This window comes from Pseudomonas plecoglossicida NBRC 103162 = DSM 15088 (genome assembly GCF_000730665.1).
In the GTDB taxonomy this organism is placed as follows: Bacteria; Pseudomonadota; Gammaproteobacteria; order Pseudomonadales; family Pseudomonadaceae; genus Aquipseudomonas; species Aquipseudomonas plecoglossicida.
This window is the reverse complement of record NZ_BBIV01000013.1, coordinates 91277-114132: the sequence shown is the minus strand read 5'-3', so window position 1 is coordinate 114132 and position 22856 is coordinate 91277. Positions and strand designations below refer to the sequence as shown.

At 65.5% G+C, this 22856-nt stretch carries 16 protein-coding genes and 2 pseudogenes; 11 read left to right on the top strand and 7 right to left on the bottom strand.

What is annotated here, in order from left to right:
• The 3 genes from PPL01S_RS10080 to PPL01S_RS10070 are packed head-to-tail and all read right to left on the bottom strand — an operon-like array spanning position 1 to position 3052.
• Positions 1 to 864 (bottom strand): carbohydrate ABC transporter permease, encoded by an 864-nt coding sequence (locus tag PPL01S_RS10080; protein ID WP_016394429.1) that lies wholly within the window; start codon positions 862 to 864, stop codon positions 1 to 3.
• Positions 861 to 1958 (bottom strand): ABC transporter ATP-binding protein, encoded by a 1098-nt coding sequence (locus PPL01S_RS10075; RefSeq protein WP_016394430.1) that lies wholly within the window; start codon positions 1956 to 1958, stop codon positions 861 to 863. The genes PPL01S_RS10080 and PPL01S_RS10075 overlap by 4 nt, the downstream gene beginning before the upstream one ends.
• A complete protein-coding gene (locus tag PPL01S_RS10070) occupies positions 1958 to 3052 on the bottom strand; it encodes an ABC transporter ATP-binding protein (RefSeq protein WP_016394431.1) in 1095 nt (364 codons plus the stop codon). Before PPL01S_RS10070 ends, PPL01S_RS10075 begins: the two co-directional genes overlap by 1 nt.
• 222 nt (positions 3053 to 3274) lie before the next feature.
• On the opposite strand from PPL01S_RS10070, the gene PPL01S_RS10065 reads away from it, so the two are divergent.
• The 4 genes from PPL01S_RS10065 (at position 3275) to PPL01S_RS10050 (ending at position 11704) form a co-directional block, all read left to right on the top strand.
• Entirely contained in the window at positions 3275 to 5026 is a 1752-nt protein-coding gene (locus PPL01S_RS10065) for a sigma-54-dependent Fis family transcriptional regulator (RefSeq protein WP_016394432.1), read from the top strand.
• A 152-nt stretch (positions 5027 to 5178) separates the two neighbouring features.
• A complete protein-coding gene (gene ocd, locus PPL01S_RS10060; protein WP_016394433.1) occupies positions 5179 to 6243 on the top strand; it encodes an ornithine cyclodeaminase in 1065 nt (354 codons plus the stop codon).
• Positions 6244 to 6322: 79 nt separating this feature from the next.
• The gene (locus tag PPL01S_RS10055; RefSeq protein WP_016394434.1) at positions 6323 to 6814 is read left to right on the top strand and encodes an Lrp/AsnC family transcriptional regulator; all 492 of its coding nucleotides are present in this window, start codon (positions 6323 to 6325) and stop codon (positions 6812 to 6814) included.
• Between the two features lie 69 nt (positions 6815 to 6883).
• On the top strand, positions 6884 to 11704 hold the full coding sequence (locus PPL01S_RS10050; RefSeq protein WP_028625643.1) for a dermonecrotic toxin domain-containing protein: 4821 nt from the start codon (positions 6884 to 6886) through the stop codon (positions 11702 to 11704).
• 5 nt (positions 11705 to 11709) lie between these two features.
• On the opposite strand, the gene PPL01S_RS10045 is transcribed toward PPL01S_RS10050, so the two are convergent.
• The 3 genes and pseudogenes from PPL01S_RS10045 to PPL01S_RS26000 all read right to left on the bottom strand — a co-directional run.
• Positions 11710 to 13398: a putative bifunctional diguanylate cyclase/phosphodiesterase gene (locus tag PPL01S_RS10045; protein ID WP_016394436.1), complete on the bottom strand. Its 1689-nt coding sequence runs from the start codon at positions 13396 to 13398 to the stop codon at positions 11710 to 11712.
• Between the two features lie 12 nt (positions 13399 to 13410).
• A complete protein-coding gene (locus PPL01S_RS10040) occupies positions 13411 to 14487 on the bottom strand; it encodes a methyl-accepting chemotaxis protein (protein ID WP_415639462.1) in 1077 nt (358 codons plus the stop codon).
• A 159-nt stretch (positions 14488 to 14646) separates the two neighbouring features.
• A pseudogene (locus tag PPL01S_RS26000) lies at positions 14647 to 15060 on the bottom strand (PAS domain-containing protein); the annotation flags it as partial.
• Positions 15061 to 15317: 257 nt separating this feature from the next.
• Between PPL01S_RS26000 and PPL01S_RS10035 the strand changes: the two are divergent.
• From PPL01S_RS10035 to PPL01S_RS10020, 4 genes are all read left to right on the top strand, one after another.
• Entirely contained in the window at positions 15318 to 16628 is a 1311-nt protein-coding gene (locus tag PPL01S_RS10035; protein WP_016394438.1) for a C4-dicarboxylate transporter DctA, read from the top strand.
• Between the two features lie 44 nt (positions 16629 to 16672).
• Positions 16673 to 17374 carry a FadR/GntR family transcriptional regulator gene (locus tag PPL01S_RS10030; RefSeq protein WP_016394439.1) on the top strand — a complete coding sequence of 234 codons (702 nt, stop codon included), beginning with the start codon at positions 16673 to 16675 and terminating at the stop codon, positions 17372 to 17374.
• Between the two features lie 16 nt (positions 17375 to 17390).
• A complete protein-coding gene (locus PPL01S_RS10025; RefSeq protein ID WP_016394440.1) occupies positions 17391 to 18071 on the top strand; it encodes a GntR family transcriptional regulator in 681 nt (226 codons plus the stop codon).
• 177 nt (positions 18072 to 18248) lie between these two features.
• Complete coding sequence (locus PPL01S_RS10020; protein ID WP_016394441.1) at positions 18249 to 19310, top strand: hypothetical protein; 1062 nt, start codon at positions 18249 to 18251, stop codon at positions 19308 to 19310.
• Between the two features lie 39 nt (positions 19311 to 19349).
• On the opposite strand, the gene PPL01S_RS10015 is transcribed toward PPL01S_RS10020, so the two are convergent.
• A complete protein-coding gene (locus PPL01S_RS10015) occupies positions 19350 to 19778 on the bottom strand; it encodes a PACE efflux transporter (protein ID WP_016394442.1) in 429 nt (142 codons plus the stop codon).
• A gap of 102 nt (positions 19779 to 19880) precedes the next feature.
• Here PPL01S_RS10015 and PPL01S_RS10010 point away from each other — a divergent pair, with 102 nt between their 5' ends.
• The 3 genes and pseudogenes from PPL01S_RS10010 to PPL01S_RS25990 all read left to right on the top strand — a co-directional run bounded on the left by PPL01S_RS10010 (position 19881) and on the right by PPL01S_RS25990 (position 22788).
• A complete protein-coding gene (locus tag PPL01S_RS10010) occupies positions 19881 to 20759 on the top strand; it encodes a LysR family transcriptional regulator (RefSeq protein ID WP_016394443.1) in 879 nt (292 codons plus the stop codon).
• A 142-nt stretch (positions 20760 to 20901) separates the two neighbouring features.
• Positions 20902 to 21930 (top strand): annotated as a pseudogene (locus tag PPL01S_RS25995) (HAMP domain-containing protein); the annotation flags it as partial.
• 117 nt (positions 21931 to 22047) lie between these two features.
• On the top strand, positions 22048 to 22788 hold the full coding sequence (locus PPL01S_RS25990) for a methyl-accepting chemotaxis protein (protein ID WP_373271135.1): 741 nt from the start codon (positions 22048 to 22050) through the stop codon (positions 22786 to 22788).
• Positions 22789 to 22856 lie beyond the last annotated feature (68 nt).

Genomic DNA, 22856 nt, shown 5'->3' with positions numbered 1-22856 from the left:
CTAGTCCTTGTCGGCGTGGGTCATGGCCGTATAGAACAGCCACGACACCAGCAGGATGATCAGGAAGTACACCAGCGAAAACGCCGCCGCCGGGCCCAGGTCGAATTGCCCCACGGCCATGCGCGTGAGGGTCTGGCTGAGGAAGGTAGTGGCGTTGCCGGGCCCGCCGCCGGTGAGCACGAACGGTTCGGTGTAGATCATGAAGCTGTCCATGAAGCGCAGCATCACTGCGATCAGCAGGACATTCTTCAGCTTGGGCAACTGAATGTGCCGAAACACCGCCCAGTTCGAGGCGCGGTCGATGCGTGCCGCCTGGTAGTAAACATCCGGAATGGCACGCAGGCCCGAGTAGCACAGCAGCGCCACCAGCGAAGTCCAGTGCCAGACATCCATCACCAGCACGGTCAGCCAGGCGTCGAACGTGTCGCCGGCATAGTTGTAGCTCACCCCAAGCTTGGCCAGCGTCGCGCCAAGCAGGCCGATGTCGGCACGCCCGAAGATCTGCCAGATGGTGCCCACCACGTTCCACGGGATCAGCAGCGGAATGGCCATGACGATCAGGCACACCGACGCCCTGCGCCCCTGGGTCGGCATGGTCAAAGCGATGGCGATGCCCAGCGGGATCTCGATGGCCAGCACGCAGGCCGAATAGATGAACTGACGCAGCAACGCATCGTGCAAGCCCGGATCGCGCAGAACCTGGCGGTACCAGTCGGCACCGACGAAGTAGCGGTTGGACTGGTCGAAGATGTCCTGCAGCGAATAGTTGACCACCGTCATCATCGGCACCACGGCGCTGAACGCCACCAGCAGGAACACCGGCAGCACCAGCCACCAGGCCTTGTTGTTGGGCACCTTGTTCATGGGCCGACCTCCAGCAGCACATCGTCCACGTACAGCATCAGCCACGCCGCCGGCAGGCTGACCCAGGCCTGTGCCGCGGGCAATGGCCGGTCCTCGCCCAGGCGGGCCTTGAGCGTCGCACCGCCCAGCGCGAGGGTGACGATGCGGTAGGTGCCCAGGTCCTCGACGTCCAGCACCTGCGCCGCATGGGCCTCGTCGAACGGGCTGTCCCACAGCTGCACGAACTCGGGGCGAATCCCGACCTGCAGGCGCCCGCCGCCCGTTGCGGCCAGGCGCTCGCGCAGCCCTGGCGACAAGGTCAGGTGAACATCACCGAAGCTCACGCCATCCGCCTCGGCATGCACGTCGACAAGGTTCATCCCGGGGCTGCCGATGAAGTAGCCGACGAACGTATGCCGGGGCCGCTCGAACAGTTCGCGCGGGGTGCCGAACTGGACGATGCGGCCACCGTGCATCACCGCGATCTTGTCGGCGAAGGTGGAAGCCTCCAGCTGATCGTGGGTGACGTAGATCATGGTGATGTTGAACTGCTCATGGATCTGCTTGAGCTTGCGCCGCAGCTTCCATTTCAGGTGCGGATCGATCACCGTCAGCGGCTCGTCGAAGAGAATCGCCGAGACGTCATCGCGTACCAGCCCACGGCCCATGGACACTTTCTGTTTTTCGTCGGCGCTGAGATTTCTCGCTTTCTTCTGAAGTACCGCCGACAGGTCGAGTACCTCAGCGATTTCCTCGACCCGGCTGCGCACCCGCTCCTGCGCCAGGCCCTGGTTGCGCAAGGGGAACGCCAGGTTGTCGAACACCGTCATGGTGTCGTACACCACCGGGAACTGGAACACCTGGGCAATGTTGCGCTGCTGTGGCGGCAGGTCATTGACCGGCTCGCCATCGAACAGCACCTGGCCATGGGAAGGCGTGAGCAGGCCGGAAATGATGTTCAGCAGGGTCGACTTGCCGCACCCCGAAGGCCCCAGCAAGGCATAGGCACCGCCCTGCTCCCACACATGGTCAAGGGCATGCAGGGCATAGTCCGCCTCGCCGGTGGGCTGGCGGCTGTAGCTGTGGGCCAGTTGGCGCAGGCGGATCTCGGCCATCAGACACTCCTCGCCTGGCGCAGGCCCGGGGCCTGTACCAGTGCGCCCGCGCTGTCGAACACGAACAGCTTGTGGGTAGGAATGAACACGCGAATCGGCGCGTCCACCTGATACTCGTGTACGCCGGGCAAGTGCAGGACCATCCGCCAGTGTTCGTTGCGCACGTGCAGGAAGGTTTCCGAACCACTGATCTCGGCCAACTCCACCAGCACGGCCAACTCCAGGTCGTCGTCGTGGGATGGCACCAGGGTGATGTGGCTGGGGCGCACGCCGAAGCGGTAGTCGCCATCCCCCAGCCGTTGCAGGTCGGCGTTGCGGGCAAAATGCACGGCCTGCGCCAGGCTTACCTCGTTGCCGCTGATGCGCCCCGGCACCAGGTTGATCGGGGGTTCGGAAAACAGCTCGGCGGCCAGCACACTGCAAGGCCGCTGGTAGACCTCGGCGGTGGCGCCGCTCTGGACGATGCGGCCCTCGTGCAGCAAGGTCGTGGTACCGCCCAGGGCCAGTGCTTCATTGGCTTCGGTGGTGGCATACACGGCGATGCAATTGCGCGCGGCGAAAAGCTCGCGCAGCTCCTGGCGCAGGCCCTCGCGCAGCTTGTAGTCGAGGTTGACCAGTGGCTCGTCGAACAGGATCAGCCCGGCATCCTTGACCAGCGCCCGGGCCATCGCCGTGCGCTGCTGCTGGCCGCCGGAAAGCTCCAGCGGCAGGCGCTGCAGGTAGGCCTCGATGCGCAGCATCTCGGCGGTTTCCTGCACCCGCCGGCGAATCTGGGCCTCGGCCAGCCCGGCCTGGCGCAAGGGCGAGGCGATGTTCTCGAAGACGCTCAGGGTCGGGTAGTTGATGAACTGCTGATACACCATCGACACGTTGCGGTGGCGCACCGCCACCCCGGTCACGTCCTTGCCATCCATCGACACGCGGCCGCAATCCGGATGATCGAGGCCGGCCATCAGGCGCATCAGGCTGGTCTTGCCGGCCAGGGTGCGGCCTAGCAGCACGTTGAACGAGCCGGGCTCGAAACGCAGGGAGGCATCGATGATCCAGGCATGGCCATCGACACTTCGGCTGACCTGATCCAGCACCAGGGACATGGCTGCGACCTTTGTGATTGTTGTCCGTCACACAGAGCCAGTTCCATGCCAGCTTCCCCCTTTGGCTCTGGCACGCGCCTTTGCCGACGCCGGTCGACCAACAACGGTTCGCAACTGAACAGTTTCGCTGAACAACTGAACACTAGCGGGTTTGACATTGAACAACCGTGAACGACACTGAACTGCGGTCGGCCGATAACAACAATCACACAGGACGGGCCCATGGCCACATCCGCTTCGACCCACGCCCAACTGATCCAGGCCTCCTGGGCCCGCTGTCGCGAACACGGCCTGCAGCCGCAGAGCCCGCCGGACTTCGACTGCCTCACCCGCACTGAACTCGATGCCCTGCTGGAGCGGCGCCAGACGTTGCTGCGCCTGACCCGCGACGACGTGCTGCCGCAGTACGCGCACCTGCTTGGCAATGCCAGCTACCTGGTGATGCTGGCCGACGCCAGCGGCTGCCTGCTCGACACCTGGGGCTCGCGACGCTTCGTCGAGCCACGCCAGCAACACGGTTTCAGTGCCGGGGCCCATTGGCACGAACGGGGCGTGGGCACCAACGCCCTCGGTACGGCGCTGGTCTGTGCCGAGCCGATCCATGTCGGCCAGGACGAGCACTTCCTGCGCCAGAACCGTTACCTTGCCAGCGCCGCAGCGCCGCTGTTCGATCACGAGCGGCAGCTGGTCGGGGTACTCGATGTGGCGAGCGACGGCTACCTGCCAGCCACCCAGACCCTGGGCCTTGTGCGCATGATGGGCCAGAGCCTTGAAAACCGCCTGATTCTCGCGCAGTACGCAGGCCGCCACGCGCAACTGCTGTTCAACAGCGCTCCCGACAATCTGGACAGTCCTTGGGCCGGGCTGCTGGTCTTCGATGAACGCGGCCAGGTACTCGCCGCCAATCACCGGGCCGACAGCCTGCTGGGTGGCGACCCGCGCGGGCAGAACCTCGAACAGCTGTTCCAGATTCCGCTGCAGCAGCTGCTCGCCCGGCCCCAACGCCAGGCCTTCGCCCTGCAAGCGGCTGGGCGCAACCGCTTCCACTGCCAGTGGCAACCCCGCCAGAGCCCGCCGCGCACCCCCTCGCCTGGCAGCGACCCACGCCTTGAAAAAGCCCTGGCCCAAGCCAGCCTGTTGCTGGAAAAAGACATTCCCCTGTTGGTCCAGGGTGAGACCGGCGTCGGCAAAGAGCTGTTCGTCGAGACCCTGCACCGCGCCAGCAGCCGCGCCGGCCAGCCGCTGATCGCGGTCAACTGCGCCGCCATCCCTGCGGAACTGGTGGAATCCGAGTTGTTCGGCTACGACAAAGGCGCCTTCACCGGCGCTCACCACAAGGGCAACCCTGGCCTGATCCGCAAGGCCGACCAGGGCATCCTGTTCCTCGACGAGATCGGCGACATGCCACTGCCCACCCAGGCCCGCCTGTTGCGCGTGTTGCAGGCGCGCAGCATCCAGCCGCTGGGCAGTGGCGAGCCGGTGGCGGTGGATATCCGCGTGGTCTCGGCGAGCAACCGCGATCTGGCCGAAGAGGTACGCGCCGGGCGCTTTCGCCAGGACCTCTACTACCGCATCGCCGCCATGGCGGTGGTCGTGCCAGCGCTGCGCGAACGCAGCGACCGGCGCCAGCTGATCGAACAGGTGCATGCCCGCCACCGCGACGCCGGGCAGCCGGAACGGCTGCCGCAGGCCATCCTCGAGCTGCTCGATCACCACCCCTGGCCCGGCAATGTGCGCGAACTGGTCAGCGTGATGCAGGTGGCACTGGCCTTGGCAGGCGCCGGGCCGATCAGCGTAGATCACCTGCCGAGCGCCTTTCTGGCCGAGGCGCGGGGGGCCCTCGCACTGCCCCCTGAAGCGTCCGACGACGACCTGCAGACCCGACTGAACAAGGCCAATGGCAATCTCTCGGCCGTCGCCCGCGAACTCGGTATCAGCCGCACCACCCTGTACAAGCGACTGCGCGAACAGTGATGGCAGAGCCCTCACAGCCGATTCGGCTGCCACGCGCCTGAAATCAGCCGGTCCCGCTGGGCGCCGACCCTGCTTCAGCCAGCATGTGCCCCTGGCCCGCGCGACAATGGACCTACGCCCATTTCTGGAAGCGCTGCTGCAGGGAGACTGCCATGACCCGCTATATCGATGTGCAAGACCTCGCCCGCCTGGTCAACCGCAAGGGCCTGGCCACCTGCCTGGTGGAAATGGCCGAGTACATCCGCCAGGACTACCTGCGCTGGCAGGCCTTCGAGAAGTGCGCGCGGGTGGCCAACCACTCCCCTGACGGTGTGATCGAGCTGATGCCGGTTGCCGATGCCGGCCTGTACGCCTTCAAGTACGTCAACGGCCACCCGAAGAACACCCGCCTCGGCCTGCCCACGGTCATGGCGTTCGGCGCCTTGAGCGATGTCGCCTCCGGTGCGCCGCTGCTGCTCAGCGAAATGACCCTGACCACGGCGATCCGTACCGCGGCCACCTCGGCCCTGGCCGCCCGCTACCTGGCACGCGAGGACAGCCGCAGCATGGCGCTGATCGGCAATGGCTCGCAAAGCGAGTTCCAGGCCATCGCCTTCAAGACCCTGCTGGACATCGATGAAATCCGCCTGTACGACATCGACCCCAAAGCCACGGCGAAACTGGTCGCCAACCTGGCCGGCCGCCCTGGGCTGAAGCTGACCGTCGCCAGTTCGGTGGCCGAAGCGGTCCGCGGCGCCGACATTGTCACCACGGTCACCGCCGACAAGGCCTATGCCACGATCCTGACCCCGGACATGATCGAGCCCGGCATGCACCTGAACGCCGTGGGTGGCGACTGCCCCGGCAAGACCGAACTGCACCGCGACATCGTCGATCGGGCCCGGGTGATCGTCGAGTACGAACCGCAAAGCCGGGTCGAAGGCGAGATCCAGCAAATGCCGGCCGACTCACCGGTGACCGAGTTCTGGCAAGTGCTCGCAGGCACCGCTCCCGGTCGCGAGAACGCCGCGCAAGTGACCCTGTTCGACTCGGTCGGTTTCGCCCTGGAGGACTACTCGGCGCTGCGCTACGTGCTGGATACCGCGCGGGCCCTGAAAATCGGCCAGGGCATCGCACTGGTGCCTTCGCTCGAGAACCCGAAGGACCTGTACGCGCTGTTGCAACCCAAGGTGGTGGAAATCCGCGCCAAACCCAAGGCCGACTCTGCCTGTGCCTGATCGATTGACCCGGGGCTGCTGCACGGCAGCCCCATAACGCCTACCCTGTCCATGCCCCTTCGACAAAGAAGCCACGCGCATGGACACCAAGGACACCCCTCTCCCACCGCTGGACCGCATCGACGAAGCCATCATCAACGTGCTGCGCGTTGACGGCCGCATCACCTTCGAAAAGCTTTCCAGTCTGGTCCACCTCACCCCACGCCCGTGCCTGGAACGCGTGCGCAAGCTGGAACGACGCGGTGTGATTCGCGGCTACGGCGCGATCATCGATCAGCAGAAGATCGCCCCAGGCCTTTCCCTGCTGGTGCTGGTGGCACTGTCCAACCAAAGCGGGCGCGCCGCGCAGAAAGCCTTCGAGGCCACCATGCGCGCCTGCCCCGACGTTCATGAATGCCAGTTGATCAGCGGCCACTTCGACTACAGCCTGCGCCTGCACTGCCGTGACCTGGAGCACTACCGGGTGCTCAGTGAAAGCTGGATGAACACCGAGGCGCTGCACATCGACAAGCTGGTCGCCCACCCGGAACTGGCGGTGGTGAAAAGCAGCGCAGGAACTGTGACCGGGTAGTGTCTATCTACCCGCCTGCCTGTACAGCGCGTCGCTAGCCTTCCTGCTCCCCCCCAGCAGGAGCCTGCGATGACCCATGCCCTTCACTCCCATCTCGCGCTGATCCAGCGTCAGATCCCGCAGTGGCTGCACCAGGCCACCCCGGCACAGCGCGCCGAACTGGCGCTGCTGATCCGTGACAGTCAGCGCCAGACACAGCGCCTGAAACGGGCCTTCGCGCCGTTGCAAGCGGTCGATGCCTTCTGCCGTCCGTTGCTGAAACAGGCGCTTGCCCACTGGTTCCCGGATACACCGGCGGCGACACTGCTTCAGGCACGGGTACTGTTCAATGAAGATCCGCGCTTGAAGCACCTGTCCATGCTGGAAGCTGCCCTGCAGAATTTCTCCTCCGACGGCCAGATCAAGCTGCTCGCAGCGGATTACAGCCCGCTGGCGCTGGATACCTCGACCTTCATCAAAGGCGTGCGAAACCTTGACCTGGGCCAGCGATACCGTTTTCACCTGGGTGATGTGGTCGACAACGACGCGTTTCGTGCATTGCTCGCGGCCCAGGATCGTGCCAGTTTGCGCGCCGAGACTGCCTTGGCGAAGCTGCGTGGCCACATCGACAGCCGCGGCGAAGCACTCGCTACAGCGGCGCTGGCGAACCACTCGGCCGTGGCTACGCCCTACAGTACGCGCGCCTTGCAGTGTGCGTTTGTGAGCTTGTTCGACACGCCTCTGTACGGCCCGCTGGTGATCCAGCTGGAACAGCCGAGCGCCAGCGAACCCTGCCTCTTTTATCTGCCAGGCGACCCGCAAGGCCCGCTGCGCCAGTACGACTCCCTGGCGACGCTGAAGACCGCGCTGACACAGCGTTTGGCCGATCACGATTTTCGAGCTTTTTTCTGCCGCCACGTGCCACTGGCCGAACAGACCGGATTCAGCAAGCGCCTGCGCGAATGCCTCTACCCGCATTACCCCTACGCCGAACTGCACGCCACGCCACCGGTACTGGACAAGGGTGAGCGTTTCAGTTGGCTCAAACGTGCCTTCCCCTCGCCCCACGGCATATGGCAGGAAACCCGCGACCTGAACGCGCGCCTGCCGCTCACCCTGACGCCCTGGAAAGGCGATTGCTTCAAGGCCCGGGCGCGGACGCTGGTGCAACGCAAGTTCGTCGATGCTGCCAGCGTGGCCGTCCCGGTCCGCCAGCTCGACGCGCGTGCTCAAATGGCACGCCTCGAAAGCTGGCTGGGCACCGGGCTGACTGTACTGAACCTGGCGAGTTTCTTCGTTCCCGGCCTGGCCGAGTTGATGCTGGTGGTAGGCGGCGGACAAATCGTCGACGAATTCCTCGAAGGCGTCCACGCCGCCAACGAGCAGGACAGTGACGAGGCCATTGCCCACCTGTTCAGCGTTGTCGAAAGCCTGGCGCAGTTCGCGGCCTTGGGCGCTGCCGCCGGGCTGGTTGCGCCTGCCGGGCCATTGCAGGCCTGGCACATGGTCGACAGCGAGGTCGGCACGCGACTCTGGCACGGCGACCTGACACCCTTCCAGCGCGAGTCGGCCCCCCCGCTGACAGCAGGTGCCGACGGCCTGCATCAAGGGCAAGGACAACGCTGGCTGAAGATGCAGGGCCAGCGCTACCTGCTGGAAACGCCCCCTGCTGGCGGTCGACGCCTGGCTGCAACCCCTGGGCATCGCATCCGCCCGACCTTGCAGGGCATCGAACCAGGGCCTTGGATCTTCGCCCATGAACACCCCCTGCACTGGGATCGCGCCCAGCTGCTGCAGCGGCTGGCCAGTACCGCCACGGGCATGGACCAGCCGATGCTGCAGCGCGCGTTGCAATGCAGCGGGTACGACGAAGCGATACTGCGACGGGTGATGGTCGACCGCGAACCCGCCCCTGCATTGTTGTTCGATAGCCTGGAAGCCTTAGGGGGACAGGTCCCTCCGCCACCGGCCGTTGCACCCAATGGCAATCTGCTGGCGCGGGACTTCCCGTCGCTCAGCGCAAGGGTACGGGCCGAAATACTCGCCCAGGCGCGTCCAGCGGAACTTGAGCAGATGCAACGCACCCAGCGCCTGCCCCTGCGCCTGGCCGAAACCGCACGCCTGTACCTGCGTGATGCCCGCCTCAACCGCGCCCTGGCCCGGATGCAGCTGCGCAGCGGCCCGGCCGCTGATCGTGACGCCTTGGTATTCGGTGCCCTCGAGCACCTGCCAGGCTGGACAGGCAGCGTGCGAGTCGAGCTGCGCGAAGGATCGTCATCCGGTCGCCTGATACACGCCAGCGGCAATGAACAGTTGCCGACGAAAACGCTCATTCGCAATGAAAAAGGGTATGAGCCACGCAATGAACGGAATGAAACCCTGGCCGATCCGGTGGACATCTTCCAGGCGATCCTCAATGCGCTGCCCGACAGCGAGCGCCTGTCGCTCGGCCTGCAGATCCATGAACCCGAGGCGCTCAACGATGCGCTTTTCGACATCCTGACCGCCGACCGGAGTAATGCGGCACGCCACCTGGGCATGCAACCTGTGCGCCCCCTGTATCGCTTGCCACGACGCCTACCGGGCGGCCAGCTTGGCTATCCGCTCAGTGGCCGCGGCCAGGGCTGGATCAGCGAAGACGAGCTGTTCAACCGACTGTTCCCTGCCACCGAGCCAGAAGCCCGGGTGGTCTTGCGTCAACGCCTGATCCAGGAAGCCGGTGAACAATCGTTCGGCGCACTGCTCGAACGCCTCAGGGTCGAGTACCTGCAGCTTGAGAGCGCCCTGCAGCTGTGGATTCACGAGCCCTATGTCGCTGAAAACGGCGCCTTCATCGTGCAACGCAGTGCCCGCGCCGAAGCAGCCAGGCGCTTGCGCATGGCCTGGCGCCGAGAGTCGACCAACGTGACCAGCAGCATCGAGCATGTGATCCTGGAACTCGATGGCCGCAACCTCGGCGCCCTGCCCACGCTGCCTGCGCCGATGCCCCATGTGCGGCAGTTGGGCATCACGTTCCTGTACGAATCATCCCTGGCCAGCCTGGACCCGTTTCTCGGCAACTTCCCCAGCGTTCAGGCACTGGACCTGGAGTGCAACCTGCTCGAGCACATCCCGTCCTCCATCGAGCGGATGGGCGAATTGCAAAGCCTGGATCTGTCGAACAACGCCCTTGACCTTGACGACGGCAGCAACCTCGATCTGTTGGCAGGACGCAGCAACCTGCTGCGCCTGAACCTCAGCAATACCCTGCAGGCACTTCCGGTCGCAGCGCTCGATCGCCTGGCCAGCCTGCCGACCCTGGCGACCCTGGCCATCGACAGCAATGGCCTGAACCTCACCACCGAGCACTTCCAGGCACTGGAGCGCTGGCCGTCATTGATCGACCTGAGCATGTCCGGCAACGACACCACCCTGACCGAGCAAAGCCGCGCCGCCCTCGCCCGCCTGAACCGCCTGCACACGCTGTTCATGAGTGACAACCCGCTCGACATGGCCCCTGATGTCAGCGGCTGGCACCACCTGCAGGCACTGGACCTGCAGCGAACCGGCATTGGCCAATGGCCCAGTGGCCTCGCCGAGCTGATGAACCGACGCCCACTTCAACTGCAGAGCCTGGACCTCAGCGAAAACCAGATCATCGACGCGCCGGACCTGCAAGGTTGCGCCTTCGCCGAGGCGGTGCATGGGGGCGAACCGCGTGCCAGTTTCGACTTCGACAACAACCCGTTCAGCGAGCACGCGCAACAGCGCCTGGCCGACGCAGGTTTGCCCGCGATCAGTGTCGGCGACGCCGAAGACCCTTGGTACATCGGTTGGCCAGACGACCTGCTGGAGCACCAGGCGCTGACCGCCAACGAGCCCGCCTGGCAGCCGCTGTACCAACTGTTCGAGCGCCTGAACCAGACCGCGGACTACCTGAGCCAACCGACCCACATGCGCGCCCGCATGCAGCATGTGCTGCGTACGCTCAGCGCCACGCCTGGCGAAGCCGACAGCGGTGGCTGGGGCCGGGCGCAACTGCACGAACAGGTCATGGAGGCGATCAACGATGCCACCCAAGGCTGCGTCGACCAGGCCAGCCTGCTGTTCCAGCAGATCGAAACCGACGTGATGCTGTGGGACGCGATCAACGTCGCCGATGCCAGCGCGGCCAGCGAACAGGTCGCCGTGGACAGCGCCGCCGGGTTGCTGCGCCAGCAGCGCCTCGACGAACGCGTGGGCGACTTGTACAACGCCCGCGTGGCCAGGCGCAGCGCGCTGGCAGAGGCGGCGGACGATGCCGCGCGTGAAGCCGCGCCACCGCTGGATGCGGACGATGACCTGGACGATGGCGCACTGACCGACCCCGACTACAACATCGACGAAATCGAGATGGCCCTGCATGCGCGCATGCATCTGCGCGAATCCCTCGGGCTGCCGCCGCAACCGCAGCAGATCATGTTCGACTACCTGGCACGCCTGAGCCCGGCGACAGTAGACCGTCTGGGTGCCGCCGTAAGGTCGGATGTGAATCGCACCGTTTTCAGCCAATGGGCCTGCGAGCAGCGGTTCTGGCAGAGTTGGCTACGTCGCCTGCATAGGAATGATTTCGACGCGCTGGCCAGGGAATGGGACGCTGCAGTCGAGTACCACAGCGAATTGTTCGTAGCGACGGATAACCTTGGGGACTATACCGGGCCGAGCGTGCCGTCAGCCTACATCGATGCGCTGGAGCGGGAACTGGGCAACATCGATGGCCTGCACTGGCGGCGCGACGGTGTCGTGCAGCGGGTCGACCTGGTTTCCGACCGCTATGTCGATGAAACCGGCATCTACACCCGGGCCAGCAAGTTGCTGCTCAGTACCCGTGCACAGGCAGAACAGGCGCTGCTGCGCAGCTTGACCGAGGCCATGGCCAGCACGCTCGCCTGAGCCGGTCAGGCGTGCTTCCACTCGCTCGGTTGCCGGTAGCTCGCCACCCACTGCACCACCTGGGTGGCGGGCATCGGTGGGGCGATGCAGTACCCCTGCGCCAGCTCGCAGCCCAGCGACATCAATACCCGGCCATGTTCGACACTCTCCAGCCCTTCGGCCACCACTTCGCGGCCAAAGGCCCGCGCCAGGCCGATGACCGCGCCGGTCAGGGCCAGGTCGTCCTGGTCGTGCAGGATGTCACGCACGAACGACTTGTCGATCTTGATGGTCTGGGCTGGCAGGCGCTTGAGATAACTGAGCGACGAATACCCGGTGCCGAAGTCATCCAGGGAAAAGCGTACCCCGAGTGCCTGGCAGGCCTCCAGGCAGCGGCTGACGTGCTGCAGGTTGTCGATCGCCACCGACTCGACGATCTCCAGGTCCAGCCGGGTCGGGTCGACGTGCGGATAAGCCGTCAGCAACTGCTGCAGACGCTCGACGAAATCGTCGCGCTGCAGATGGCGAGCCGCGATGTTGACACTCAACGACCAGGGCCGGCCTTGCCGCTGCCAGGCCTGCAGGCGTTGCAGGGCCTGCTCGATCACCCACTCGCCGATCTCGACGATCAGGTCGGTCTGCTCCACCAGCGGCAGGAACTGGCCCGGCAGGACCAACTCGCCACCTGGGCGCTGCCAGCGCAGCAGGGCTTCGAAACCCAGCACCTGGCCGGTGCGCAGGTTGACCTTGGGCTGGTAGTGCAGGCACAGCTCACGGTTGCGCAGGGCCCAGCGCACCCGCGCCACGGTCTGGTGGGTGGCCTGCAGTTCAAGCTCCTGGGACACGTCGAACACGTGGTAGCGGTTACGGCCCCGTTGCTTGGCCACGTACATGGCCTGGTCGGCATGGCGCACCAGGGTGTCGGCATCCTCATCGTCCTGGGGCACCCGCGTGACACCGATACTGGCACTCAACGACAACCGGTGCTCACGTATCGCGTAGGGCGCGGCCAGCGCCCTGAGCACGCGCTGCAAGGCGACATGCAACTCTTGCGGGGTGTCGACATGCCGCAGGATCAGCACGAACTCGTCGCCCGACAGGCGTGCCACCGAATCCCCCGCCCGCAGGATGCCCTTGAGCCGCTGCGCCACCTCGACCAGCAACAGGTCGCCGGTCGCGTGACCGTAGCCATCGTTGACCGCCTTGAAACCATCGAGGTCGAGCATGCACACCGCCAGCGCGATGTCATCCCGGCGAGAGAACGCCAAGGCCTGGTTGAGCAGATCCGACAGGTAGGTGCGATTGGGCAGGCCGGTCAGCACATCGTGTCCTACCCGCCATTGCAGGGTGTGCAGCAATTGGCGCTTCTCGGTGACGTCGAAGCGGATCGACACGTACTTGCGCACCTGGCCGGTCGCAGGGTCGACCAGCGGCACCATGGTGCTGTCGACCCAATACAGCGAGCCGTCCTTGGCGCGATTGCAGATCTCGCCCTTCCACACCTTGCCCGCGACCAGGGCACGCCACATGCCCAGGAAGAATTCCGGCTCGTGCAGGCCCGAGTTGAGGATGCGGTGGTTGGCCCCCAGCAGCTCGTCGCGGCTGTAGCCGGAGATGCTGCAGAACTGCTGGTTGACGTAGGTGATTCGCCCGCGCAGGTCGGTTTCGGAAAAGATCGCGGCCGCGTCCACGGCAGCGCGATAGATATCGTCCATAAGCATCCTGGGTCAGCGGTCGAAGCGCGCTACCAGGGCACGTAGCCCGACGCACACCTGCTCGAGCTCCGCACCGCGCGAAGCCGCGGCATTGGCACTGCGGGCGCTGTCCTGAGCGATGGCCGCCACGCCAATGATCTGCCGTGACACGTCCTCGGCCACCGCCGATTGCTGCTGCGAAGCGGCCGCCATCTGCTGGCTCATGCTGCTGATGCGCTGCACCGCGTCGCGGATGCCGTGCAGCGTCTGCTGTGCTTGCTGCACTTGCGCCACGCCCTCTCCGGCACCGGCGATGCCCTGGCTGGCCATGTCCACGGCCTGCTCGGCACCACTGCGCAGGCCATCGATGATGCCTTGGATGTGCAGGGTCGACTGCCGGGTCTGCTCGGCCAGCGCCCGCACTTCATCGGCAACCACGGCAAAGCCGCGGCCCTGCTCGCCGGCCCGTGCCGCCTCGATCGCGGCATTGAGGGCGAGCAGATTGGTCTGTTCGGCGATGGCGCGGATCATTCCGGTCGCTTCACCGATCGCGGCGCACTGGCCGGCCAGGTGCAGCACGGCCTGGTTGATCTGCTCGACCGTATCGGCCAGCGCGCGGATCGCCGCACCACTGGCGTCGGCCACCTGGCTGCCTTGTTCGGCGAGCAGGTGCACGGTATGCGCTTCGCCGGCGGTGAGTTGCACGTGGCTGGCGACGTCGCGGATCGAGGCGGCCATTTCAGTCATGGCGGTGGCGCTGAGGTCGGTCTCGGCACGCTGTTCCAGCAAGGCTGACTCGGTGCCGCGCGACAGACGCCCGGCGTCCTGCGCAGCCACGGCCATCTGCGACGCCAGGTCGCTCAGGCGGGTGAGCGCGGTCTTCAGGCGTGCCTCCTCGCTGATCAGGATCAGCTGCAGCTGCCCCGCCGCACTTGGCAAATCGCTGTAGGTCAGCGCGGCCAGCGGGTCGGCGAAGGTGCCCTCGGCGCCCTCGATCACCCGCCGCAACTGCCGCCCGAGGTCATTGCGCGCCCACAGCCCATAGGCTGCAAATACCGCCAGGGTCAGCCCTTGGCCAAGCGGCCCCGGCCACAGCTGGTTGGCGCCCACGGCAACAATCCCGCCCAGCAGCGGCAGGGCCAGCGCCTGGCCCAGCAATGCCAGGCGGCGCCCAACCGAGAGCGAACCTTTACCCTCGCGCAGGCGTGCATACAGGGCCTCGGCCCGGCGTATCTGCTCACGGGTCGGGCAGACCCGCACCGACTCGTAGCCGACGACCCGCCCGCCTTCGAGGATCGGCGTGACGTAGGCATTGACCCAGTAGAAGTCGCCGTTGCGGCAGCGGTTCTTGACGATCCCCATCCAGCTCTTGCCCGCCTTGAGGTAACGCCACATCAACTCGAACACCGCTTCAGGCATGTCCGGGTGGCGCACCAGGTTGTGCGGGCTACCGATCAGCTCGGCTTCGCTGTAGCCGCTGATGGCGGCGAATTCGGGGTTGCAGTAAGTGATCAGGCTGGCCATGTCGGTGGCCGAAATCAGCCGCTGATCCTTGGGAAAACATTGCTCGACCGGGGTAACCGGCAAGTTGAGGCGCACGATGAAACTCCATTCACTGACGTACCGGCAGCTGTCCAGGCAGGCCGCGGAAACAATCCACGCCGTGAATTCTACGTAATTCATTACATGAATGATACAAATGTAACTGGATATAGCGTCGGGCTATGGGAGGCAAGCACACGACCGAGCTAGAGCCTGGCAGACCTTCCACGCCTCAACTGGTCAGACCGGTAAGGCCAAAATTCCTTGCAATGTAGGTTCTTTCGCGGTTTTATGGACCTCGCGCTGAACAAACCGGTAAGACCACAACAATAATGAAGTCCTGCGCTCTTTCGCCCCGTGCGGCACCGAAGCAAGGACACCGACCAGAGATCCCTCCCATGCTCAAATGGTGCTCGCGTTCGATCTTCCTGCAAGTGGTGCTCGGCCTCGCCCTCGGCATCGCCTGCGGCCTCAGCTTCCCCGAAGTGTCCCTGCAACTCAAACCCCTTGGCGATGGCTTCATCAAGCTGATCAAGATGCTCATCGGCCTGATCGTCTTCTGTGTGGTGGTCAGCGGCATTTCCGGTGCCGGTGACCTGAAAAAGGTTGGCCGTATCGGTCTGAAATCGGTGATCTACTTCGAAGTGCTGACCACCATCGCCCTGGTGATCGGCTTGGTGTTCGCCTTCAGCAGCGGCATCGGCAGCGGCGCCAACATCCACCTGGACCAGCTGTCCAGCGCCGACGCCAGCAGCCTGGCCGAACGTGGCCAGCACATCCACGGCGCCACCGCGTTCTTCATGGAGCTGATCCCGACCTCGGTGGTCGGTGCCTTCGCCGACAACAACATCCTCCAGGTATTGCTGTTCTCGGTGCTGTTCGGCAGCGCGTTGAACCTGGTGGGCGAATCGGCAGCCGGCATCTCGCGGCTGATCAACGAGCTGAGCCATGTGATCTTCCGCATCATGGGCATGATCGTGCGCCTGGCACCGATCGGCGTGTTCGGCGCCATCGCCTTCACCACCAGCAAATATGGCCTGGAATCGCTGCAGCACCTGGGCGGCCTGGTGGCCCTGTTCTATCTGACCTGCGCCGGTTTCGTGCTGATCGTCCTCGGCACGGTGATGCGTTTGTCGGGCCTGAAGCTGCTGCCGTTCATCAAGTACCTGCGCGAGGAACTGACCATCGTCCTCGGCACCGCATCGTCCGACGCGGTGCTGCCGCAGATCATGCGCAAGCTCGAACACCTGGGGATCGGCAGCTCCACCGTCGGCCTGGTGATCCCGACCGGCTACTCGTTCAACCTGGACGGCTTCTCCATCTACCTGACCCTGGCCATCGTGTTCATCGCCAACGCCACCGGCACACCGCTGGAGATGACCGACCTGCTGACCATCCTGCTGGTCTCGCTGGTGACCTCCAAGGGTGCCCACGGCATCCCGGGCTCGGCGCTGGTGATCTTGGCTGCCACCCTGACTGCCGTGCCGGCCATTCCGGTGGTGGGCCTGGTGCTGGTGCTGGCGGTGGACTGGTTCATGGGCATCGGCAGGGCCTTGACCAACCTGATCGGCAACTGCGTGGCCACGGTGGCCATTGCCCGCTGGGAAAAAGACATCGACCTTGAGCGCGCGCAGAACGTGCTCGATGGCAAGCCCGGCTTCGCCCACGCGCCACGCAAGCAAGCCAACCCCCATCAACAGGAATTCTGAGACCATGCGGCCGGTGCTGACGCCGGCCCTTCCAGGAGCGAAACGTGATCAGTTCTTCGACCGTCGTCACCTCAGTGGTGGAAAAACTTCGCCAGGCCCTGGCCCGCGGGCAATGGCGTTCCGGCGACATGCTGCCCGGCCAGCGCGAACTGGCCGAACAGCTGGGCATCAGCCGCCCCAGCCTGCGCGAAGCGATGACCGTGCTGGAAACCCTGGGCCTGGTGCGCTCGATGCCGGGCAAGGGCGTGCTGGTGCTGGATGCCGAGGCGGCCATGCACGAGCCCGGCAGCGATACCGCCGCCGCCAGCCTGGCCGACGTGCTGGAGCTGCGCTACACCCTTGAACCCTTCATCGTCGGCCTGGTGGCGCAGTCGGCCAACAGCCAGGACATCGGCCAGCTGCGCCTGACCCTGATGGACATGCGCGAAGCCCTGGAAGCCGATGACAGTGAAGCCGGCGCCAAGGCCTACATCGCCTTCCACGAGGCGCTGTTCGCCCTGACCACCAACCCGATCTTCCAGAGCGTGGTACAGCAGACCGGCAATGCCCTCAAGCAGAGCGCCGACATGCTGCGAAATTCGCCCGAACACCTGGCCGCGCGGCTCAAGGAAAACGAAGCCGTGGTCCGCGCCATCCGCGAACGCAACAGCGCCCAGGCCAGTGCCCAGATGCGCCGGCACATCCTCGCCGAGGGCCTGCGCATGGGCATCGAACTGAACATTCCGGACGACCATCCGCAGCCCTGAACCAAGGAGAGCGACCATGACCGCCTGCGCCCACGCCGCCCCCCGCCTGCCTGCCCTGCTCGCCGCTGGCGAAACCCGCCTGTCGGCCGAACAGATCTACCCACGCCTGTTCGACGCCATCCTCGAACAACGCCTGCCGCCTGGCAGCCTGCTGCCCGAACAGGCACTGGGCAACGCCTTCGGGGTCAGCCGCACGGTGATCCGCCGGGTGCTCGGGCGCCTGTCGGACCAGCAGGTGGTGGTGCAACGCCCCAGTCAAACCGCGCACCTGGCCGCGCCAGACCCGCAGCAGGCTCGCCAGGTACTCAGTGCCCGGCGCCTGGCCGAGACCACCTTGATCAGCCTGGCGGCCCGGCGCGCACGCCCCGCGCAGGTACGCCAGCTGCGCCAGCTGGTGGAGCGCGAGCGCCAGCATCACCAACGTGGCGAGCGCTGCGCGGCGATCCGGCTGGGCGGCGAGTTCCACCTCAAGCTCGCCCAGGTGGCCGCCAACGCGCCGTTGGCCAGGTTCCTCAATGGGCTGGTGCCGATGACCTCGTTGATCATCGCCCGCTATGAGTCGCCCTGCTGCGATCACTGCGCCTGGCAGGAACATGCCGCGATCATCGATGCGGTAGAGGCCGGTGACGAGGCGGCGGCGCTGGCGTTGATGCATGAGCACCTGGACCGTCTGGAAGAAAAGCTGGAGCTGGAGTGACAGCGGCCGCTGCGCGGCCATCGCCGGCAAGCCGGCTTCCACAGGGACTACACAGAACTTGAAGCCTGCGGGGTCCCTGTGGGAGCCGGCTCGCCGGCGATGGACTGCAGCGCAGTCCCCTTGGCCGCGCCCTATACTCGAAGTACTACCCAGCCTCTACCCCTGGGAGGCAGCCGAGTGACCCTGCGCATCCCCATCCTGCTCTGCCTCCTGCTGGCCCTCGCCGGCTGCGCCGGCAAACGCCCCGCCCCCCCGCCGCCACCTGCCGTGCTCGACCCCGCCGCCTGGCAACGCATCGATCAGGAGCTGATCGACGCCTCGGTCGGCGCCGCAGGCTCTGCCAACGACTATGCGCGACGCTCGATGCGGGTGTGGAAGGAGCAGGTCCAGCAACGCACGGAAAGCGACTTCATCCCGTGGTTCACCGGTTACTGGACCCAGCAATGGCTCACCCTCAAGGTCGCCTGGTACAAGCTCGACAGCGGTGAAGGCCGCGAGTCTGCGGAAAAACGCCTGGCCCTGTACCTGCAGGAGCAGTACCACGAACGGGTCATCGAGCCGGTCGCCGAACAGATCAACCCCGAAGGCATCCGCGACCGTGCCAGCGAACTCTACCTGCAGTTGTTCGGCCAACAGCTGCCGGCGATCATCCAGCGCTACAACGCCGCGCCCGACCAGCTCAGCCAGCGCCTGAACCGCATCCCGGCCATCCACCTGGGGCCGCCACCGGCGCGCAATGCCAGTCTCTACCAACTGTTGCGGGCCAAACCCCTCGAGCAGCAACCGGCCTGGCTGGCCCTGCGCGACCACTTGCACCGGCAAGCCGCCAAAGGACCTGGCAAGACCGACGCAGGCCTGTCGTCGGTGGCCACAAGCGCCAGCGAGAAACTCGGTGCCACCCTGGCCCCGCGCGGCATCGCCAGCGCCGTGGCGAGTGCCGTGGGCAAGGTGGCGGGGGCGATGATCTCGATCGCGGCGACAGGGTACGGGATCATCAGCCATGACCGCGAGCAGCCGCAGATGGTCGAGCAGTTGCGGGTGATCCTCAACGTGGCGCTCAACCAGGAATGGCGGGAGTTGATGGAGAACCGCCAGAGCGGCGCCATGGCGGGGGTGTACTACCTGTCGGGGCAGGTCGAGGACAGCCTGCTGGCCAGTGCGCCGCACCCCGAGGAGCCGGAGACCCCTCAGGCGCAGGCGCCGCGGCAAGAGCCGCTGTTGATTCGCATACCGCCCTAGAGGTTGATCTTGCCGGCGATAGGGCCAGTACCGTCACCCTCAAGCCGCGGCCAGCGCCGACTTGGGCAAACCAAAGATCCGGTCAAACGCCCAGTTATAGGCAAAGGTGTAACAAGGCACCAGGATGATGAACGCCAGGTCCACCAGAAACGCCTCGACCAGGCTCATGCCCAACCACCAGGCAATCAGCGGAATCAGATACACCACCAAGGTAAGCTGGAAGCCGATGGCATGCGCCACCCGCCGCGCCACGCTGCGCCCGCGTTTGGCCTGGCGGCTTTCCCAGCATTCGAACAGGCTGTTGTAGATCAGGTTCCAGAGCATGGCGATGGTGGTGATCATTACCGCCAGGGGCCCGGTGTGCGAGGCCTGGGTGTCCGACAGGTAGGCCAGCCCCAGCGTCGACATGCACAGGCCGATCAGTTCATAGAAGGTCACATAGACCAGTTTGCGTTTGACTCCCTGCACCGGGACGACCTCGTATGGCGAAAAGCGAAGGGGCGCAAGGATGCTTCAATGTTCTTGACAGAAAAAGTCGGCAGCTATCAGATTTGCTGACAGGAGGCTGCCATGAACTTTTCCAGCGACAATATCCAGCTGTTTCTTGCGGTACTCGACCACGGCTCGTTTTCCGCCGCCGCGCGCGCCTTGCAGCGTGTGCCATCGGCGGTGAGCATGGCGATCGGCAACCTTGAGGCAGAGCTGGGCTACACCCTGTTCGAGCGTGGCCCGCGGGAGGTCCGCGCCACTGCCCAGGCGCTGGCGCTCGAACCCCACGCACGGCTGATCGCCGAACAGCTGGGGCTGTTGCAGGTACACGCCCTGGAGCTGTCCCAAGGGCTGGAGAGCTGCCTGACCCTGGCGGTGGTCCCCGACATCGACCACCGCCCGCTGCTGGCCGCCATTGCCACCCTCGGCGAGCGCTTCGCCCTGCTGGACATCGAGCTGCTCAGCGCCCCTCAGGAGCAGGCCTTGCACCTGCTCGACAGCGGCCGCGCCGACCTGTGCCTGGCCTTCGCCGGCCTGCAGGTCGATGCCCGGCGCGGCTTCCAGCACATCGGCATGGAATCGCTGGTGGCGACCCTGGCGCCCAGCCACCCGGCCGTGCACGAGGGCCGCATCCAATACCTGGAAGACCTGATCCAAGTGCGTCAGATCCTGGTGCGCAGCCGCGACTTGCCCCTGCTCGATCCGCGTGCGCTGATCGGCGCCACGCACTGGACCACCGACAGCTTCGACCTGGCCCTGCAGATGGTCGAGGCCGGCCTGGGCTGGGGTGACCTGCCACTGGCCCGAGTCGCGCCACTGATCGACAGCGGGCGGCTGGTGCGCCTGGCGTTTCGCAACACCCGCAACGAACTGCAGTTGCCCGTGCACGCCTTCTGGCGCAAGCAACAACCGCTGCGCCAGGCCGCGCGCCTGCTGATCGAACTGCTAGCCGCCCGGTAGGCTGCCGTCCGTCGTAATTCCCCCAAGACAATGCTCAGATATTCAATGTTTTACACCGTCAGCCGATAGCTCAGGAGACAGGTCCCGCCGCTGCGTCACGAGCGCGTGGCACCCTCCCCTCCATGGCTCAAGGTCTCGAAACATGAAGCTGAAATTTCGCCACAAGATCCTGCTCAGCGCCTGCGGCGTCGTGGTGCTGGCATTTGCCTTGTTCACCCTCTACAACGATTACCTGCAACGCAACACCCTGCGCCAGAACATCGAAGCGTCGGTCCAGCAGGCCGGTGCGCTGACCGCCAGCAGCGTGCAGAACTGGATGAGCGGGCGCATCCTGGTGCTGGAAAACCTGGCCCAGGACATCGCCACACAAGGGCCGGGCGATACCTTGGGCGGGCTGATCGAGCAGCCTTCCTATACGCGAAACTTCCTGTTCACCTACCTTGGCCAGGCCAATGGCACGTTCACCCAGCGCCCCGACACGCAGATGCCCGCCGGTTACGATCCGCGCCAGCGGCCCTGGTACGCCAGCGCCACGAGTGCCGGGCAGACCGTGCTCACCGCGCCTTACCAGGGTGCGCTCGGTGGCATGATGGTGACCATCGCCACGCCGGTGAAAAGCAAGGCCAGCGGCGAACTGATCGGCGTGGTCGGCGGTGACCTGACCCTCGACACCCTGGTGCAGATCATCAATTCGGTGGACTTCGGCGGCATCGGCCACGCCTTCCTCACCGACAGCGACGGCCAGGTGATCGTCAGCCCCGACAAGGACCAGCTGATGAAAAACCTCAAGGACATTTACCCTGGCAGCGGCCTGCGGGTGACCTCGGGGATGCAGGACGTGGTGCTCGACGGCCAGGACCGGTTGATTTCCTTCGCCCCGGTGGCCGGCCTGCCCTCGGCGAAGTGGTACATCGGCCTGTCGATCGACAAGGACAAGGCCTACGCCGCCATCGGCCAGTTCCGCACTTCGGCGATCATCGCCATGCTCATCGCCGTGGCCGCCATTGCCGTCGTGCTGGGCCTGCTGATCCCGGTGCTGATGCGCCCGCTGACCACCATGGGCCGCGCCATGCGTGACATCGCCGAAGGTGAAGGCGACCTGACCCGCCGCCTGGAGGTGGTGCACAAGGACGAGTTCGGTGAACTGGCCACCTCGTTCAACCATTTCGTCGAGCGCATCCATACCTCGATCAGCGAAGTGTCCTCGGCCACGCGCCTGGTGCATGACCTTTCGGAAAAAGTGGTCAACGCTTCCAATGCCTCGATCATCGGTTCCGAAGAGCAGAGCATGCGCACCAACAGCGTGGCCGCCGCGATCAACGAACTGGGCGCCGCCACCCAGGAGATCGCCCGCAATGCCGCAGATGCTTCGCAGCATGCCAGCGGCGCCAGCGAACAGGCCCACGGTGGCCGAGCGGTCGTCGAGGAAGCGATCAGTGCCATGACCGCCCTGTCGCAACGCATCAGCGAATCCTGCGCGCAAATCGAAACGCTCAATGCCAGCACCGACGACATCGGCAAGATCCTCGACGTGATCAAGGGCATTTCCCAGCAGACCAACCTGCTGGCGCTCAACGCCGCCATCGAGGCCGCCCGGGCGGGCGAGGCCGGGCGCGGGTTCGCCGTGGTCGCCGATGAAGTGCGCAACCTGGCGCACCGTACCCAGGAGTCGGCCGAGGAGATCCACCGCATGATCACCAGCCTGCAGGTGGGCTCGCGCGAGGCCGTGCACACCATGAACACCAGCCAGGTCTCCAGCGAACAGACCGTGCAGGTGGCCAACCAGGCCGGCGAGCGGCTGGCCAGCGTGACCCAGCGCATTGGCGAGATCGACGGCATGAACCAGTCGGTGGCGACAGCCACCGAAGAGCAGACCGCGGTGGTCGGGAGCCTGAACCTGGACATCACCCAGATCAATGCGCTGAACCAGCAAGGGGTAGAGAACCTCAACCAGACGCTGCAGCATTGCGATGCGCTGGCGCAGCAGGCTGGGCGCCTGAAGCAATTGGTGGGCAGCTTCCGGATCTGAGTTGAGCCCCATCGCCGGCAAGCCGGCGATGGGGTTGCGCAGCGCCCTCCGATATCGAACGCAACCCC

Excerpts from the sequence above, each read along its gene's own strand:
- PPL01S_RS10080 (WP_016394429.1), bottom strand. The coding sequence starts at position 864 with ATGAACAAGGTGCCCAACAACAAGGCCTGGTGGCTGGTGCTGCCGGTG.
- PPL01S_RS10075 (WP_016394430.1), bottom strand. The coding sequence starts at position 1,958 with ATGGCCGAGATCCGCCTGCGCCAACTGGCCCACAGCTACAGCCGCCAG.
- PPL01S_RS10070 (WP_016394431.1), bottom strand. The coding sequence starts at position 3,052 with ATGTCCCTGGTGCTGGATCAGGTCAGCCGAAGTGTCGATGGCCATGCC.
- PPL01S_RS10065 (WP_016394432.1), top strand. The coding sequence starts at position 3,275 with ATGGCCACATCCGCTTCGACCCACGCCCAACTGATCCAGGCCTCCTGG.
- ocd (WP_016394433.1), top strand. The coding sequence starts at position 5,179 with ATGACCCGCTATATCGATGTGCAAGACCTCGCCCGCCTGGTCAACCGC.
- PPL01S_RS10055 (WP_016394434.1), top strand. The coding sequence starts at position 6,323 with ATGGACACCAAGGACACCCCTCTCCCACCGCTGGACCGCATCGACGAA.
- PPL01S_RS10050 (WP_028625643.1), top strand. The coding sequence starts at position 6,884 with ATGACCCATGCCCTTCACTCCCATCTCGCGCTGATCCAGCGTCAGATC.
- PPL01S_RS10045 (WP_016394436.1), bottom strand. The coding sequence starts at position 13,398 with ATGGACGATATCTATCGCGCTGCCGTGGACGCGGCCGCGATCTTTTCC.
- PPL01S_RS10035 (WP_016394438.1), top strand. The coding sequence starts at position 15,318 with ATGCTCAAATGGTGCTCGCGTTCGATCTTCCTGCAAGTGGTGCTCGGC.
- PPL01S_RS10025 (WP_016394440.1), top strand. The coding sequence starts at position 17,391 with ATGACCGCCTGCGCCCACGCCGCCCCCCGCCTGCCTGCCCTGCTCGCC.
- PPL01S_RS10010 (WP_016394443.1), top strand. The coding sequence starts at position 19,881 with ATGAACTTTTCCAGCGACAATATCCAGCTGTTTCTTGCGGTACTCGAC.
- PPL01S_RS25990 (WP_373271135.1), top strand. The coding sequence starts at position 22,048 with ATGCGCACCAACAGCGTGGCCGCCGCGATCAACGAACTGGGCGCCGCC.